Raw genomic sequence first — 16056 nt, forward strand, 5'->3', positions numbered from 1 at the left:
GCCGCTGCGAGATTTGAGGAGACAGTTGCTCCCACACTGAGTTCGCATCGTCCCTGCGATTGCCGGGACGATGCGCCTGCGGTGTCCGCGCCGCTTGGGCGCGAGCGCTCAGCTCTTCTTGAGACAGCTGGACATGAAGGTCTTGCGCGCGTCGCCGGCGAGCTTCTTGGCCGAGGCGTCGGCGTTGCAGGACTTCATGCGCTCCTGCGGCGTGGCGGCGGCGGCCGGCTTGGCGCTCAGGCAGGCCTTCTGCGCCGCCTTGTACTCATCGCCCTTCTTGCCCTTGTTCTGGGCCGAGCACTCGGCCATGCGGGTCTGGGAACTGGACTGCGCGGCAAGGGCGTTGGCGCTCACGGCGCCGGCCAGCAGCGCGCAGGCCAGCAGGATCGAACGGGTCATGGCGTGGCTCTCCGAAAAGGAAGATGGGTGACGCGGGCGGATCCTACGCCCGGCCCCGGTGCCGATGTGTGGCAGCGCTGCGACATGGCGCAGCCTGGCTGAGCGGCGTTCAGCCCCCACCTGTAGAGCGGAGCTTGCTCCGCTGGGGTTTTCGCCAGGAACCGAACGAAGAGCAGCGGAGCAAGCTCCGCTCTACAACGCGGCCGCGGCCTGATCGAGAGGGGCAGTGGCTCCCACAGACCGTTCCAGCCTTCCTGGTTAGCCTACCCGCGTGCCGAAGATGCGGTCGCCGGCGTCGCCCAGGCCGGGCAGGATGTAGCCCTTCTCGTTGAGATGGTCGTCGATGGCGGCGGTGTAGACCTCCACGTCCGGGTGCGCGGCCTCCAGGGCCTTGAGGCCCTCGGGCGCGGCGACCAGGAAGATGCCCTTGATGCGGCGTGCACCGGCGCGCTTGAGCATGTCGATGGTGGCGATCAGGGTGCCGCCGGTGGCCAGCATCGGGTCCAGGATCAGCGCATCGCGCTCCTCCAGGCGGCCGGTGAGGCGTTCGAAGTAGGGCACCGGCTGCAGGGTCTCCTCGTCGCGCTGCAGGCCGACCACGCTCACGCGCGCGGCCGGGATCAGCGCCAGCACGCCGGGAAGCATGCCCAGCCCCGCGCGCAGGATCGGCACCAGGGTGATCTTGGCGCCGGCGATCTTCTGCACCTCCACCGGGCCGGCCCAGCCCTGCATGGTCTCGGTCTCGGTGTGCAGGTCGGCGGTGGCCTCGTAGGCCAGCAGCGTGCCCAGTTCGGTGACCAGCTCGCGGAACCCCTTGGTGCTCAAGGACGCATCGCGCAGCAGGCCGATCTTGTGGCGGACCAGGGGGTGACGGACTTCGACGGTTTTCATGTCTGGCAGTGAGCGAAGGCGGGCGGACCAGTGTGCCGCATCGCCCGCGTGCCGGCCCAGTCGCGGACGCGTCGGGGCCCCCAGGCGCTGGGTGCTGGAAGTGACTGCTCCGTCACTTTGCCGCGCGTGTCACGGTGCGGAAATCTCGCCGCAATACCGTGCCGCCCCATCTTTGTTCGTTGGGGAACGACACACCGTGCTGACGCGCCATCGCCTTGCCTGCGCCATTTCGCTCACGCTGACCGCGCTGGCGGCCCCGCCCGTGCTGGCCGATCCCGCCGCCGACGCACCGGCCGCGGCCGCGCCTGCGGCCGATGCCACCACCATGGACCGGCTGGTGGTGCGCCCGCAGCTGGAGGCGCAGGTGCGCGCGATCGACCTCAAGCGCGACAGCAACGCCATCCTCGACGCGGTCGCCGCGGACGACGTGGGCGACTACCCCGACCAGAACGTGGCCGAGTCGGTCTCGCGCCTGCCCGGCGTCAGCGTGACGCGCGACCAGGGCGAGGGCCGCTACGTGGTCGTGCGCGGCCTGGACGCGGCGCTCAACAGCGTCACCATCGACGGCATCGCCATCGGCACGACCGAAAGCGACAACCGCGCCACGCCGCTGGACCTGATCCCGTCCGATTCGACCGAACGCCTGAAGGTGGTCAAGTCGCCGACGCCGGACATGCCGGGCGATTCGATCGGCGGGGCGATCGAGGTCGAATCGGCCTCGGCCTTCGACCGCGACGGCCGCAGCGTGCGCGGCAGGATCGAGGCCGACCACCAGCAGCTCAGCGGGCACACCAGCCCGCGGGCCGCCTTCAACTACAGTGAGCGCTTCGCCGATGACACCTTCGGCGTGGCGCTGGGCCTGAACTACCAGGACCGCAAGTTCGAGTCGGACAACACCGAGGGCGAGTACGACGCGCTGGACAGCGGAGAACTGTTCATGGTCCAGCAGCAGCGGCGCAAGTACTTCATCGAGCGCAAGCGCTGGGGCGCCAACCTCAACCTGGACTGGCGCCCGGACGCGGACAACCGCTACTACCTGCGCACGCTTTACAGCGACTACCAGGACGCCGAGACCCGGCAGAACACCGTCATCGACTTCGACCCGGACACCGTCGTGGCCCGGGGCGACGGCACCTACCTGGCGCCGGTGGACGACCTGAGCAAGCGCGTGCGCTTCCGCACCAAGAAGGAGAACACCGCCGCCGCCAGCTTCGGCGGCGAGAACCGGCTGAGCGGCGCGGTGCTGGATTACCAAGTCGGCTACACCAAGACCGAGGAGCGCGTGCCCGACGAGCAGGAGGCCCGCTTCAAGATCACCAAGGCCGCCAAGAAGGGGCTGACGGCCAGCATCGACCAGACCGATCACCTGCCGGACATCGACTTCTCCAGCGAGCGCTGGGCCGACAACGCCAACTACGCCTTCAACAAGTGGGTGCTCTCGCCGGGCAGCACGGACGACAAGGAAGTCGGCGCCAAGATCAACGCGCGCTTTGACGGCGACCACGCCAGCTACAAGCTGGGCCTGCTCGGCCGCTTCCGCGACCGCGACGTGGACAAGAACGAGCCCGAGCTGTCCAAGGGTCCGGCCATCGACCCGACCACCTGGACGGTCGCCGCGCCGGAGCATCGCCACAACAGCCTGGGCCAGGCGCTGAGTTCCTCGGCCATGCGCGCCTACTGGGCGCAGAACGGCGCGGGCTACAGCGCCGCCGCCGGCGATGTGGCCAGCAACGCCGTCGCCGCGCTGGCCGAGGACTACACCTCCAGGGAAGACATCCTGGCCGCCTACGCCATGGGCACCTGGGACATCGGCGCGCTGCGCGCGATTGCCGGCGTGCGCGTGGAGAACACCAGCTTCACCGCCACCGGCAACAGCATCGAGATCCAGGACGACGGGACCTTCAGCGCCACGCCGCTGAAGGCCCACCGCAGCTACACCAACGTGCTGCCGGGTCTGCACCTGCGCTGGGACGGCGGGGAGGGCTGGACGCTGCGCGCGGCGTTGAACAAGACCGTCTCGCGGCCCGGGTTCGGCCAGATCGCGCCGCATGCGACCATCGACCGCGACGACGGGCGGGTCGAGCTGGGCAATCCCGACCTCGATCCTTACGAATCGACCAATCTGGACCTGTCCTTCGAGAAGTATCTGGGGCAGAGCGGCATCGTCTCATTGGGCCTGTTCCGCAAGTGGATCGACGGCTACATCGTCGACACGGTCAGCAACAACGATCCGGCCTATGCCGGCTTCGACGTCACCCGCGCCATCAACGGCGATGACGCCAAGGTGCTGGGCGCCGAGTTCAACTACCAGCAGCAGCTCGACTTCCTGCCCGAGGGCTGGAACGGCCTGCTGGTCGGCGCCAGCGGCACCTGGCTGGACACCGATTTCGATCCTGGCGTGGCCACGCGCCAGGGTGAGGACTTCACGCTCCCGCGCGCATCCCGGCACGTGTACAGCGGCTACCTGGGCTACGAGAAGTACGGCGTGTCCGCGCGCGTGTCGGCGGTGTACCGCAGCGCGTACCTGGACGAGCTCGGCGCCTCGGCGCCGTACGACATCTACGTGGCGCCCAATACGCAGCTGGACTTCGGCCTGGACGTGCAGCTGAGCGATAGCGTGCAGCTGTTCTTCGATGCCTCCAATCTGCTGGACAAGCCGCTGGAGCGCTACCAGGGCGATCGCGCCCATACCCAGCAGTTCGAGGAATACGGCCGCAGCTTCGCGGTCGGCCTGAAGGTGAAGCTGTGATGGCCGCCGTGCATCTCCCGCGAGGCGCGGCCGCGTTGGCGCTAGCGTGCGCGCTGTTGTCGGCCTGCGATCGAGCGCCGGTCGCAGCGCCCGCGGCGTCCGCGCCGCCAGCCACATCCGCGACCAGCGACCGCGAACCCGACGAGGCCGGCACCGGCGATCCGCTGCTGGCCACGGCCAAGGTGCCGCACCAGGTGGTGGCCGAGGCCTTCGTCACCGCCGCCACGCCGCAGGACAATCTGGATTCGCCGGCGGTGTGGGCCGCCCCGGACGGCGCGCGCTGGGTCATCACCACCGCCAAGAAGACCGGCGAGCTGGTGGTGTTCGACGGCGACACCGGCAAGCGCCTGCGCACCGTCGCCGGCAAGGGCGCCGCGCCGGGCCAGCTGGACCGGCCCAACGGCGTGTCGGTGGTGGGCGATTTGGCGCTGGTGGTCGAACGCGACAACCACCGCGTGCAGGCGTTCTCGCTGCCGGACTTCAAGTCGGTGGGGGTGTTCGGCAGCGAGGAGCTCAAGAAACCCTACGGCCTGTGGGCGCACCCCAAGGACGAAGGCATCGAGGTCATCGTCAGCGATAACTACATGCTGGGCGCCGACGAGGACACGGTGCCGCCGCTGGCGCAGCTGGGCCAGCGCTTCCGTCGCTACCAGCTCAGCCGCGAAGGCGGGCAGTGGCAAGCGACCCTGCGCCAGACCTTCGGCGACACCGCGCAGGAAGGCGCGATCCGCATCGCCGAGTCGGTCTATGGCGACGCGGACAACGACCGCCTGCTGCTGGCCGAGGAGGACGTGCCCACCGGCACGCGCCTGCGCGAGTACCGGCTCTCCGATGGCACCTACACCGGCCGCGACATCGGCGCGGGCCTGTACAAGGCCCAGGCCGAGGGCATCGCGCTGCTGGCCTGCGCGGACGGCAGCGGCTACTGGATCGGCACCGACCAGTTCAAGGACCGCAGCCTGTTCCATGTGTTCGATCGCAGTACGCTGCGGCATCTGGGCGCCTTCGCCGGGAAGGTCACGGCCAACACCGACGGGGTGTGGATGGACGCGCGCGGCGACGCGCGCTTCCCGCAGGGCGCGTTCTATGCGCTGCACGACGACCAGGCGGTGGCGGCATTCGACTGGCGCGACGTCGCCAAGGCCCTGGCGCTGCCGGGCTGCAAGTCCTAGCTTCCTGTCGTACTGGCTTTCTTCGGAGTGGGCAGCGGTCCGGCGGGCGGTGGCCGCTTGTCCCTCAGTCAGGGCATCCTGCCCTGATTCGGGCGCTCGGCATCCTGCCTCGCTCGTCGCGGCCACCACCCGCCGGCCCGCTGCCGCGCGCGTCAGGTCAAGAGGCTTCGGGTCGCAAGTCGAAAGAGGCGCCGATCCATCCGTCCGTCGTTCGAGGTGGGTGGGCGAAGCCCGCTCACTAACCACTTGCTTCGGCGAAGAACCAAACAAGAAGGCCCGCTCGCGCGGGCCTTCCTGCTGCATGGGGCTGGGCGGATCAGGCCGCCTGCGCCTGCTGCTGACGCGATCCTTCGCGCAGGGCCTGGCCGACCATCGACACCAGCAGGTCCAACTCGTCGGCGTCGATGAGGAAGTGCGGGGTGAAGCGCAGCGAATTGGCGCCGCCGTGGATCACGTTGAGCCCGCGCATGCGCAGCGACTCCTCGATCGACCCGGCGCCATAGCACTTGAACTGCGGCGCCAGCTCGCACGAGAACAGCAGGCCGGTGCCCTGCACATTGGTGATCAGCCCGCCCAGCTCGGCCTTGAGCTGTTCCAGCTTGGCCACCGCCTGCGCGCCGCGGGTGCGGATGTTCTCGCGCACCTGCGGGGTGAGCAGGGCCAGCGTGGCGCAGGCGGTCTCCAGGGCGCGCGGATTGCTGGTCATGGTGTTGCCGTACACGCCCTTGCGATACAACCGGGCGGCGTGCTCGGTCACCGCCAGCACCGACAGCGGGTACTGGGCGGCGTTGAGCGCCTTGGAATAGGTCTCCATGTCCGGCGCCTCCAGGCCCTCGAAGCCCGGGTAGTCCACCACCGACAGCACGCCATGCGCGCGCAGACCGGCCTGGATCGAGTCGACCAGCAGCAGGCTGCCGTGGACGCGGGTGAGCTCGCGCGCGGCGGCGTAGAAGGCCGGCGGCAGCGCGCGGCCCGGGTCGCCTTCGCCCATCACCGGCTCCAGGAACACCGCCTCGATGAACCAGCCGTTGGCCTGCGCGTCGGCGAACACCTTGCGCAGCGCCGCCTCGTCGTAGGGCGGCACGGCGATCACCGAATCCTCGCCGCGATAGCTGGCCAGGTGCTGGGTATAGGTCTTGCGGCTGGAATCCGAATACAGCCCGGGCCGGTCTGTGCGGCCATGGAAGCTGCCCTTGACCACCACCCGCTTGAGCGCGGCGCCGGCATGGCGCGCGCCCGGGTCGGTCAGCAGCTTGGCGTTGATGTCGGCGATGCGCGCGGCCAGGCCGACCGACTCGGAGCCCGAGTTCAGGCACAGGAACTTCGCGTACGGGCAGCCGTCGGCGCGGGTGTGGCCGATCTCGGCGCGCAGGGCCGCATCGAAGCGCAGCTGCGACAGGCTGGGCGTCATGATGTTGGCCATCGCCTGCGGCTGGGCCATGGCCGCCAGTACTGCATCGGGCGTATGGCCGAAGCCGATCATGCCGTAGCCGCCGGCGTCGTAGAGCACCGCGCCCTTCAGCGTGACTACCCACGGCCCGCAGGCGGCCAGGGCGACATAGGGGTTGACCGCATCGTCGGCGTAGAAGTTGACGTAACCCTCCTGCACCCGCGCGACCTGTTCGGCCTCGTCCAGGTCCAGCAGCGCATCGAAGCTGTCCTCCAGCGCGGCGAACTGCGCGGCGGCCGCGGCGATGGCGCGGCCCAGGTCAGGATGGCCGGAGGCCAGTCGCGCCAGGGTGGCCTCGTCCAGGCCTTCGGTCAGGCGGGTGCCGGCGCGGGCGCGCAGCGGGGCGAGGGGAGCGGTCACGGACATCGGCAGGTCTCCTGGGGCGAACGGGCGGGCGTGGCGCAGCGCAGCAGGGCGAGGCGCCAGGGAAACACGGGGATGCCTGCATTATTGAAGCAACGACCGTCGATTCGACAGGTATGATCCTGGCGAATCCACCGGTTTTTTCGTCGTATCGACGAAGGGAGCTGCGCACAATGACGGTATCCGCCCCCGATCAGGCCCTGCTGGCCCTGTTGCGCGAGGACGCGCGCGCGCCGGTGGCCGAGCTGGCCCGCCGCCTGGGCGTGTCGCGCACCACCGCGCAGAGTCGGCTGGAACGGCTTGAGCGCCAGGGAGTGATCGCCGGCTATACCGTGCGCCTGCGCGATGATGTGGAACACGGCCACATCCGCGCCCACATCCTGATCACCGTGCGGCCCAAGCAGATGGTTGCCGTGACCAATGCGCTGCGCGCGATGGCCCAGGTGCGTGCCCTGCATTCGGTCAGCGGCCCGCACGATCTGATCGCCATCGGCATGGCGCCCACGGTAGGTGAGATGGACGAGCTCACCGACCGCATCGGCGCGATCGAGGGCGTCGAGCGCACCACCTCCTCGATCGTGCTGTCGACCAAGTTCGAGCGCTGAGGGGCTGGATTGCGGGCGCTTGCCGCGCGATTTCGTTTCGTTGCGCCACCCGCAGCGAGGCGACTCGACCGGATTGCGTTCGATCGCCCCGCCGCTTCTTGCACTGCATCCCGATTTGACAGGCCCGCCTGCGCTGGGGACCATTCCGGCAAGGCTTGCCGATTCCCCCGTGGAAGGACCCCATGACGCGCACCCAGCCCCGCTTGCTTGCCGCGCCCGCGCTGTTGTTTGCCCTGGCGGCCTGTTCTCCTTCAGATTCAAGGACCGATATGAATGCTGTGACCTCCTCGCCTGCCGAACACGGCGGCGCCGTCGCGTCCGCGCGCAACCCCGCGCCCAAGGATGCTTACCGCATCACCATGACCATCAAGGATGCGCCAGGTCCCTTCGCCTGGATGAAGGCGCTGGCGCAGTACGACGTGGTCAACAAGGAATGCCTGAGTCCGCCCAAGGACAACCCCGGCGGCCGCACCGCCCCGGTGCCGACCGACGACGTGGAGATCCCGCTGCAGAAGATCTCCGAAACCGAGTACGTGGGAACGGTCTACGCCGACCAGATGCTCGATCAGGACTACACGGGGCGCGGCGTCTGCCACTGGAAGCTGATCCAGTTCCGGGTGCATATGAAGGCCACTGGCGCGCACGCCGAGACGCTGTTCATTCCGAGCATTCCCGACGACAAGCTGTTGGCCGGCTCGCCCGAGAACGTGTACTTCAACAGGGTTACATACCCTGAAGCAGAGGGAGTCGAAGATTATCCTGATACGGGCGGTGGCCGATCGGACTATGGTCCGTCGGTTCAAGACCAGGATCTGTTCACGGTGACATTTACGCCAGTCAAGGATGACGCGAAATGAAGAAAATGCAGAGCCAGCAGTACGCCGATCTCGCGGATTTCAGCTACGGCCGAGATCAGAAGGGTAATGAGGAGATCGATATCGCCTCGCTGGTGGGTAAGTCGGTCACCATGCCGGATGGGACGAATTACAAGATACTGGCCTACGTCGACAAGCCATCGGGCTATCAAGGCACCATCTTCCAGCGGGAAGATACGCACGAAATCATCGTGGCGCATCGCGGAACCGAGTTCACGCGGGAGCCGCTCAGAGATGGCCTGCTAACTGACGGCGGCATGGTCTTCGGCCGGGTGAACCAGCAGGCTGCCGACGCGATCGCATTGACGGGCAGGGCGCTCGACCTTGCCGAGGTGGATGCGAAGAAACGCCACGAAAAGGCGCCCGAAGTCACCGTCACGGGCCACTCCCTCGGCGGCACGCTCGCGCAGATCACCGCGCACCACTTCGATCTGCGCGGCGAGGCCTTCAACCCCTATGGCGCCGCAAGCCTGGGACTGCGGATTCCCGAGGAAGCCACGCCGAAGTTCATCAATCACGTCATGGCGGCCGATGTGGTCAGTTCGGCCAGTCCGCACTACGGGCGGGTCCGCGTCTATGCGAAGGCCTCGGAGATCACGCAGTTGCGCGTATCCGGCTATCGGGATGGCGTCATCGCCGATGCGCTGACGCCTGACAACCCGATCGCGGCGTCGGTGAATACCTCGCACATGATGCACAACTTCCTCAACGTCGATGGCAACTACAAGCCCGACGTGTCGGCGCTGAGCGATCCGGCAGCGCGGACGCGGGCGCGCGAACACGAGCACATGATCGAAAGCTACCGGAGCGATGTCCGGGCGATTCGCCGCGGCGCGAGCGCGTTGGGCGATGCAGGCGAAATGCTCCGAGGCCCCGGTCCGGCCGTCGACCGGATCCGCGAACTCATCGAGCCGTCCCTGCCCGCGGGCGAGCCCGCGCGCCGGGAGCAGCATCGCCAGCACGGCGCCTCGCTCGCGCCTGGCGCGGTGCCGCCGCCCGACATGCGTGACCCGGGCCACCCGGCCAACGGCCGCTACCAGCAGGCCTACGCCGGGGTCGCGCGGATCGATCAGGGCATGGGGCGCGCGCCCGATGGCAGCAGCGAGCGCCTGGCCGCGGCGCTGACCGCCGCCAGCCCGCATCTGTCCTCGATCGATCGGGTGGGCCTGAGCCCGGACGGCAGCCGCGCCTTCGCCGTGGAGGCCTCCAATGGCCCGGCCGAAGCCCGGCAGCGGGCGCAGGTGGAGGTGGCCAGCGCCGTGCAGCGCCCGGTCGAGGCCAGCACCGCGCAATGGCAGCTCGCCACCGACCAGCTCGCCCAGTCGCACGCGCGCCAGCAGGCGCAGGAGCGCGCCAATCCGGTGGTCCAGGGCCCGGTGATGGGTTGAGCGCGTCCGGCGCGGGCGCCCCCTTCGCAGGGGCGAGCCTGCGCCACGGCGGGGCCGGCCTCGCCGGCCCGCTAGAATACGCGGCTGACCCGACACCGACTGCCCGCGTTGAAGAAGTCCGATTTCCACTATGACCTGCCGCCCGAGCTGATCGCCCAGGCGCCGCTGCCCGAGCGTTCCGCCAGCCGTCTGCTGATCGTCCCGCCAGGCGATGCGCCGCTGGCCGACCTGCACGTGCGCGATTTGCCGGAGCAGCTGCGCGCCGGCGACCTGCTGGTATTCAACGACACGCGCGTCATCCCGGCGCGGCTGTTCGGCCAGAAGGACACCGGCGGACGGGTCGAGATCCTGATCGAGCGTCTGCTGCCCGACAACCGCGCCCATGCGCAGATCGGCGCCAGCAAGTCGCCCAAGCCGGGCGGCCGCATCGCGCTGGACGCCGGCGGCCATTGCGAGGTGCTGGGCCGCGAGGGCGAGTTCTACGAGCTGCGCTTCGAGGTCGGCGATGCGCTGGACAGCTGGCTGCTCAAGGCCGGGCGCATGCCGCTGCCGCCGTACATCACCCGCGAGCCGGGCCAGGACGACGACGAGCGCTACCAGACCGTGTTCGCGCGCGAACTGGGCGCGGTCGCCGCGCCGACCGCCGGCCTGCATTTCGATGAAGCGCTGCTGGAACGGCTGAAGGCCCAGGGCGTGCAGTTCGGCCACATCACCCTGCATGTGGGCGCGGGCACCTTCCAGGCCATGCGCGTTGACGACGTGCGCGAGCACCGCATGCACAGCGAATGGCTCAACGTCGGCGCCGAACTGGTGCAGCAGATCCGCCGCACCCGCGCCGCCGGCGGCCGGGTGATCGCGGTCGGCACCACGGTCGTGCGCGCGCTGGAAAGCGCCACCCGCGAGGGCCAGCTGCAGCCCTTCGCTGGCGAGACGCGCATCTTCATTTTCCCCGGCTATCGCATCACCAGCGTCGATGCGCTGATCACCAACTTCCATCTGCCCGAGAGCACGCTGCTGATGCTGGTCTCGGCCTTCGCCGGCAAGGCGCGCATCCTGCAGGCCTACCGGCATGCGGTGGCGCAGGGCTACCGGTTCTTCTCTTACGGCGATGCGATGCTGCTGTTCCCGCAGGCGCAGGAGGCGTCAGCATGAGCCGCATGGACTTCACGCTCAAGGCCACCGACGGCAATGCCCGGCGCGGCCAGCTGAGCTTTCCGCGCGGCACGGTGCGGACCCCGGCGTTCATGCCGGTGGGCACCTATGGCTCGGTCAAGGGCGTGTTCCCCGAGCACATCAAGGACCTGGGCGCCGAGATCATCCTGGGCAACACCTTCCACCTGTACCTGCGCCCGGGCCTGGAGGTCATCGGCCAGCACGGTGGCCTGCATGGCTTTGCGCGCTGGGACAGGCCGATCCTGACCGACTCGGGCGGCTTCCAGGTGTTCTCGCTGGCGCACCGGCGCAAGATCACCGAGGCGGGGGTGACCTTCGCCTCGCCGACCGACGGCGCCAAGGTGTTCCTGGGCCCGGAGGAGAGCATGAAGATCCAGCGCGTGCTCGACTCGGACATCGTGATGATCTTCGACGAGTGCCCGCCGGTGAACGTGGACGGCAAGCCGGTCGACAAGCGGGTGGTGCACAAGTCGATGGAGCTGTCCCTGCGCTGGGCGCGGCGCTCGCGGCAGGCTCACGATGGGCTGGGCAACGACGCGGCGCTGTTCGGCATCGTCCAGGGCGGCGTGCACGGCGATCTGCGCTCGCAGTCGGCCCAGGGGCTGCAGGACATCGGCTTCGACGGCTATGCCATCGGCGGGCTCGCGGTGGGCGAGACCGAAGACGAGCGCAACGCCATGCTCGACCATCTGCATCCGCAGCTGCCGGGCGACAAGCCACGCTATCTGATGGGCGTGGGTAGGCCCGAGGATCTGGTCGAGGGCGTGGCGCGCGGGGTGGACATGTTCGACTGCGTCATGCCGACCCGCAACGCGCGCAACGGGCACTACTTCACCCGTTTCGGCACGGTGCGCATCCGCAACAGCAAGTACGAGCACGACCTGGACGTGATCGAGCCGGGCTGCGGCTGCTACGCCTGCCGCAACGGCTTCACCCGCAGCTACCTGCGCCACCTGGACCGCTGCAACGAGATGCTCGGGCCAATGCTCGGCACCCTGCACAACCTGTGGTACTACCAGTGGCTCATGGCGCAGATGCGCCAGGCCATCGAGCAGGGGCGGTTCCAGGCCTTCCGCGCCGCGTTCTATGCGGAGCGCGGGATGGCCGTGCCGGGGTGACCGGATTGTCACCGCGCACGCCGGGGAAACTTTTGCCCGCCGGCGCTGTCCGATCAGGGCACGATGCGGGGAATTGGGGTGAATCGCACGCACGCGGGCCTTGCGGCCACGCGCTGGCGGCCACATGGCATAATTCCCGGCTGCTTTCGGCCCAACCATGGACCTTGTTGACATGAATCTGCTCGATTTCCTGATCCCCGCCGCCCACGCCCAGGCCGCCGGCGCGCCCGCCCCGCAGGGCGGTGGCCTGTCGATGCTGGTGTTCCCGATCGTCCTGATCGCGGTGATGTACTTCGTGATGATCCGCCCGCAGATGAAGCGCCAGAAGGAGCACAAGGCCCTGCTGGACAAGCTCTCGCGCGGCGATGAGGTGATCACCTCCGGCGGCATCGCAGGCACCGTGGCCGAGATCGGCGACAACTTCGTCACCGTCGAAGTCGCCGACGGGGTCAAGGTGCGGGTGCAGAAGGGCGCGGTCGGCAACGTGCTGCCCAAGGGCACTCTGAAGTCCGCCGTCTGAAACACCCGCTTCATCCGACGGACCGCCCGGCGCGGTCCGTCTTGCTGTTCAACGCCGTGCCGGCGGTCCCGAGATCCGGGGCCGGTGGCCACAGGTTCGATCAACCAAATGCGCGCCTGCTCGGCGCGGGTGCCAAGCAATGCTCGAGTTTCCCCGCTGGAAATACGTCCTGATCCTGGTAGTGCTGGTGGTGAGCGCGATCTATGCGCTGCCTAACATCTATCCCCAGGATCCTTCGGTGCAGATCACCGCCAGTCGCGGCGCGGCCATCGACGATGCGCTGCGCGCCAAGGTCGATGAGACGCTCAAGGCGGCGGGCATCACGCCCAAGCAGATCGAGAAGCGCGACGGCGACCTGCTGGTGCGCCTGTCCACGCCCGACGCGCAGGCCAAGGCCAACGACGCGCTGCGCGAATCGCTGGGCGAGAACTACACCCCGGCGCTGAACCTGGCCTCGACCGTGCCGGCCTGGCTGTCCAGGCTGGGCGCCAAGCCGATGGTGCGCGGCCTGGACCTGCAGGGCGGCGTGCACTTCACCCTGCAGGTGGACCAGAAGGCCGCGCTGGACAAGCGCGTGGAGGCCTACGCCGAAGACGCCCGCGTCGCGTTGCGCGACGCCAAGATCCGCGTCGACTCGGTGCTGCGCGGCGCCAACAACACCATCGTGGTCAACGTGGCCGAGGGGCAGAGCGCCACCGCCGCGCGCGATGCGCTGATGAAGGTGCTGGCGCCTGCCAACGCCAGCGCCTCCGGCGCGCTGGTCGGCGCCTCGGCGCTGACCTACGACGTGCAGGGCCAGCGCATCGTCATCGGCCTGCCCGAGAGCGAGCTGACCCGCATCTCCGGCGATGCGATCCAGCAGAACATCGCCACCCTGCGCAACCGCGTCAACCAGCTCGGCGTGGCCGAGCCGGTGATCCAGCAGCAGGGCAGCGACCGCATCGTGGTCGAGCTGCCGGGCGTGCAGGACACCGCCGCGGCCAAGCGCATGATCGGCGCCACGGCCACCATCGAGTTCCGCGCCGTGGTCGAAGGCGACGCGCTGGAGGCCATGCGCACCGGCAACGTGCCGCCGGAAGCCAAGCTCTACCAGCTGCGCGACAACCGCGGCCCGGTCCTGCTCAACAAGCGCGTGCTGGCCTCGGGCGACCAGATGGTCAACGCGGTCTCCAACGTCGACCAGAACGGCCAGCCGGCCGTGGACATCACGCTCAACAGCGTCGCCGGCCAGCGCATGTTCGACTTCACCAGCGTCAACGTCGGCAAGCGCATGGCGGTGGTCTACATCGAGCGCATTCCGGAAGTGAAGATGGTCGATGGCAAGGAGGTGCGCAGCGTGCGCGTGAGCGAGGAGGCGCTGCAGCCCTCGACCATCAACGGCGTCTTCAGCAACAAGTTCCAGACCACCGGCCTGACCAAGGATGAGGCCGACAACCTGGCCAAGCTGCTGCGCGCAGGCTCCCTGGCCGCGCCGATGAGCTTCGTCGAGGAATACGTCATCGGCCCCAGCCTGGGCGCGGAGAACGTCGAGCGCGGCATCAAGGCGGTGGTGTACTCGTTCCTGTTCACCCTGGTGTTCTTCACCATCTACTACCGCGTGTTCGGCGCGATCACCTCGGTGGCGCTGCTGTTCAACCTGCTGATCGTGGTGGCGGTGATGTCCATCTTCGGCGCGACCATGACCCTGCCGGGCTTCGCCGGTCTGGCGCTGTCGGTCGGCCTGTCGGTGGACGCCAACGTGCTGATCAACGAGCGCATCCGCGAGGAGCTGCGTCTGGGCGTGCCGGCCAAGAAGGCCATCGCCGAGGGCTACGAGCGCGCCAGCGGCACCATCCTGGACGCCAACCTGACCGGCCTGATCGTGGGCATCGCGCTGTTCGCCTTCGGTACCGGTCCGCTCAAGGGCTTCGCGCTGACGATGATCATCGGCATCTTCGCCTCGATGTTCACCGCGATCACCGTCTCGCGCGCCCTGGCCACGCTGATCTACGGTCGCCGCAAGAAGCTCAACTCGGTCGCGATCTGACGCCAGGCCCTCGCAAGCGCCTGCGCCAGTACGCGCGTCCCGCGCAAAAGCCCGCACCTGCGTGTGCGGACTTCTCAAGGAAAAACGTGGCATGAAACTTTTCCCGCTGCACATCGTTCCCAACGACACCAAGATCGACTTCATGCGCCCGCGCAAGCCGGTGCTGGTGCTGATGGTGGTGCTCCTGATCGCCTCGATGGCCATCATCGGCCTGAAGGGCTTCAACTACGCGCTGGAGTTCACCGGCGGCACCGTGGTGCGCGCGCACTTCGAGAAGCCGGTCGACGTCGACCATCTGCGCACGCTGCTGGACCAGAACGGCTTCGAGAACGCCCAGGTGCAGAACGTGGGCAGCGCCAACGATGTGATGGTGCGCCTGCAGCCGCATGGCGAGCACAACAACGACGAGAACGCGGGCCGGGTCGTGGCCGAGTCGGTGCGCAAGGTCGTCACCAGCGACGCTAATCCGGCCACGGTGCAGCCGGGTGAGTTCGTCGGTCCGCAGGTCGGCAAGGACCTGGCCAAGAATGGTCTGTACGCCACGATCTTCATGCTGGCGGGCTTCCTGATCTACATCGCGTTCCGCTTCGAGTGGAAGTTCGCGGTGGTCGCCTCGCTGACGGCGTTCTTCGACCTGATCCTGACGGTGGCCTACATGTCGCTGCTGGGCCGTGAGTTCGATCTGACGGTGCTGGCCGGTCTGCTGTCGGTGATGGGCTTTGCGATCAACGACATCATCGTGGTCTTCGACCGTGTGCGCGAGAACTTCCGCAGTCTGCGCGTGGAGCCGCTGGAAGTGCTCAACCGTTCGATCAACCAGACGCTCTCGCGCACGGTGATCACGGCGGTGATGTTCTTCCTGTCGGCGCTGGCGCTGTATCTGTATGGCGGCCGTTCGATGGAAGGGCTGGCCGAGACGCATATGGTCGGTGCGGTGATCGTGGTGGTGTCCTCGGTGATCGTGGCGGTGCCGCTGCTGAGCATCGGTCCGTTCAAGGTCACCAAGCAGGATCTGCTGCCCAAGGCCAAGGATGTGGAGGCGCTGGCGCGCCGCCCTTAAGCGCTGTCGCCGCTTTCGACTCTGGCAAAGGCCGCGCTTTCAGTGCGGCCTTTGTTTTTGCTGGGTCGTAGATCGGGATTGCGGCGGGTGGGCGTGTTGGCTTCGGAGGGGCAGCGGTCCGGCGGGCGGCGTCCGCTTATCCCTCAATCAGGGCATCCTGCCCTGATTCGGGCGCTCGGCTTCCTGCCTCGCTGGGCGCGGCCACCGCCCGCCGGCCCGCTGCCGCGCGCGTCAGGTCACAGGGCTTCGGTTTGCGGTGTCGTTCGA

The 16056-nt window shown here is 68.4% G+C and carries 13 protein-coding genes; 10 read left to right on the plus strand and 3 right to left on the minus strand.

What is annotated here, in order from left to right; translation table 11 throughout:
• Positions 1 to 108: 108 nt before the first annotated feature.
• Together ACFJIT_RS03815 and upp are read right to left on the minus strand one after the other, a co-directional pair.
• The gene (locus ACFJIT_RS03815) at positions 109 to 399 is read right to left on the minus strand and encodes a PsiF family protein (RefSeq protein ID WP_379655093.1); all 291 of its coding nucleotides are present in this window, start codon (positions 397 to 399) and stop codon (positions 109 to 111) included.
• Between the two features lie 258 nt (positions 400 to 657).
• Complete coding sequence (gene upp / locus ACFJIT_RS03820; RefSeq protein ID WP_130521125.1) at positions 658 to 1290, minus strand: uracil phosphoribosyltransferase; 633 nt, start codon at positions 1288 to 1290, stop codon at positions 658 to 660.
• 196 nt (positions 1291 to 1486) lie between these two features.
• Here upp and ACFJIT_RS03825 point away from each other — a divergent pair, with 196 nt between their 5' ends.
• Both ACFJIT_RS03825 and ACFJIT_RS03830 read left to right on the plus strand, forming a co-directional pair.
• Complete coding sequence (locus ACFJIT_RS03825) at positions 1487 to 4039, plus strand: TonB-dependent receptor (protein WP_379655094.1); 2553 nt, start codon at positions 1487 to 1489, stop codon at positions 4037 to 4039.
• Entirely contained in the window at positions 4039 to 5211 is a 1173-nt protein-coding gene (locus ACFJIT_RS03830) for a phytase (RefSeq protein WP_379655095.1), read from the plus strand. Before ACFJIT_RS03825 ends, ACFJIT_RS03830 begins: the two co-directional genes overlap by 1 nt.
• A 316-nt stretch (positions 5212 to 5527) precedes the next feature.
• On the opposite strand, the gene ACFJIT_RS03835 is transcribed toward ACFJIT_RS03830, so the two are convergent.
• On the minus strand, positions 5528 to 7027 hold the full coding sequence (locus tag ACFJIT_RS03835; RefSeq protein ID WP_379655096.1) for an aminotransferase class III-fold pyridoxal phosphate-dependent enzyme: 1500 nt from the start codon (positions 7025 to 7027) through the stop codon (positions 5528 to 5530).
• A 170-nt stretch (positions 7028 to 7197) separates the two neighbouring features.
• Between ACFJIT_RS03835 and ACFJIT_RS03840 the strand changes: the two genes are divergently transcribed.
• The 8 genes from ACFJIT_RS03840 (at position 7198) to secF (ending at position 15789) form a co-directional block, all read left to right on the plus strand.
• Positions 7198 to 7629: an Lrp/AsnC family transcriptional regulator gene (locus tag ACFJIT_RS03840; RefSeq protein ID WP_130521121.1), complete on the plus strand. Its 432-nt coding sequence runs from the start codon at positions 7198 to 7200 to the stop codon at positions 7627 to 7629.
• A gap of 182 nt (positions 7630 to 7811) precedes the next feature.
• Positions 7812 to 8486, plus strand: a complete 675-nt coding sequence (locus ACFJIT_RS03845) for a hypothetical protein (RefSeq protein WP_130561789.1) — start codon at positions 7812 to 7814, stop codon at positions 8484 to 8486.
• Complete coding sequence (locus ACFJIT_RS03850; protein WP_130561788.1) at positions 8483 to 9892, plus strand: XVIPCD domain-containing protein; 1410 nt, start codon at positions 8483 to 8485, stop codon at positions 9890 to 9892. The genes ACFJIT_RS03845 and ACFJIT_RS03850 overlap by 4 nt, the downstream gene beginning before the upstream one ends.
• A 108-nt stretch (positions 9893 to 10000) precedes the next feature.
• Positions 10001 to 11044: a tRNA preQ1(34) S-adenosylmethionine ribosyltransferase-isomerase QueA gene (queA, locus tag ACFJIT_RS03855; RefSeq protein WP_286574951.1), complete on the plus strand. Its 1044-nt coding sequence runs from the start codon at positions 10001 to 10003 to the stop codon at positions 11042 to 11044.
• On the plus strand, positions 11041 to 12183 hold the full coding sequence (tgt, locus tag ACFJIT_RS03860; RefSeq protein WP_130561786.1) for a tRNA guanosine(34) transglycosylase Tgt: 1143 nt from the start codon (positions 11041 to 11043) through the stop codon (positions 12181 to 12183). Before queA ends, tgt begins: the two co-directional genes overlap by 4 nt.
• A 172-nt stretch (positions 12184 to 12355) precedes the next feature.
• Positions 12356 to 12703, plus strand: a complete 348-nt coding sequence (yajC, locus tag ACFJIT_RS03865; RefSeq protein ID WP_130521110.1) for a preprotein translocase subunit YajC — start codon at positions 12356 to 12358, stop codon at positions 12701 to 12703.
• A 139-nt stretch (positions 12704 to 12842) separates the two neighbouring features.
• Complete coding sequence (gene secD, locus ACFJIT_RS03870; protein ID WP_130535600.1) at positions 12843 to 14729, plus strand: protein translocase subunit SecD; 1887 nt, start codon at positions 12843 to 12845, stop codon at positions 14727 to 14729.
• A gap of 91 nt (positions 14730 to 14820) precedes the next feature.
• Positions 14821 to 15789: a protein translocase subunit SecF gene (secF, locus tag ACFJIT_RS03875; protein ID WP_379655097.1), complete on the plus strand. Its 969-nt coding sequence runs from the start codon at positions 14821 to 14823 to the stop codon at positions 15787 to 15789.
• Positions 15790 to 16056 lie beyond the last annotated feature (267 nt).

Origin of the sequence: Pseudoxanthomonas sp. UC19_8, from assembly GCF_042700505.1 — a bacterium.
GTDB lineage: Bacteria > Pseudomonadota > Gammaproteobacteria > Xanthomonadales > Xanthomonadaceae > Pseudoxanthomonas_A > Pseudoxanthomonas_A winnipegensis.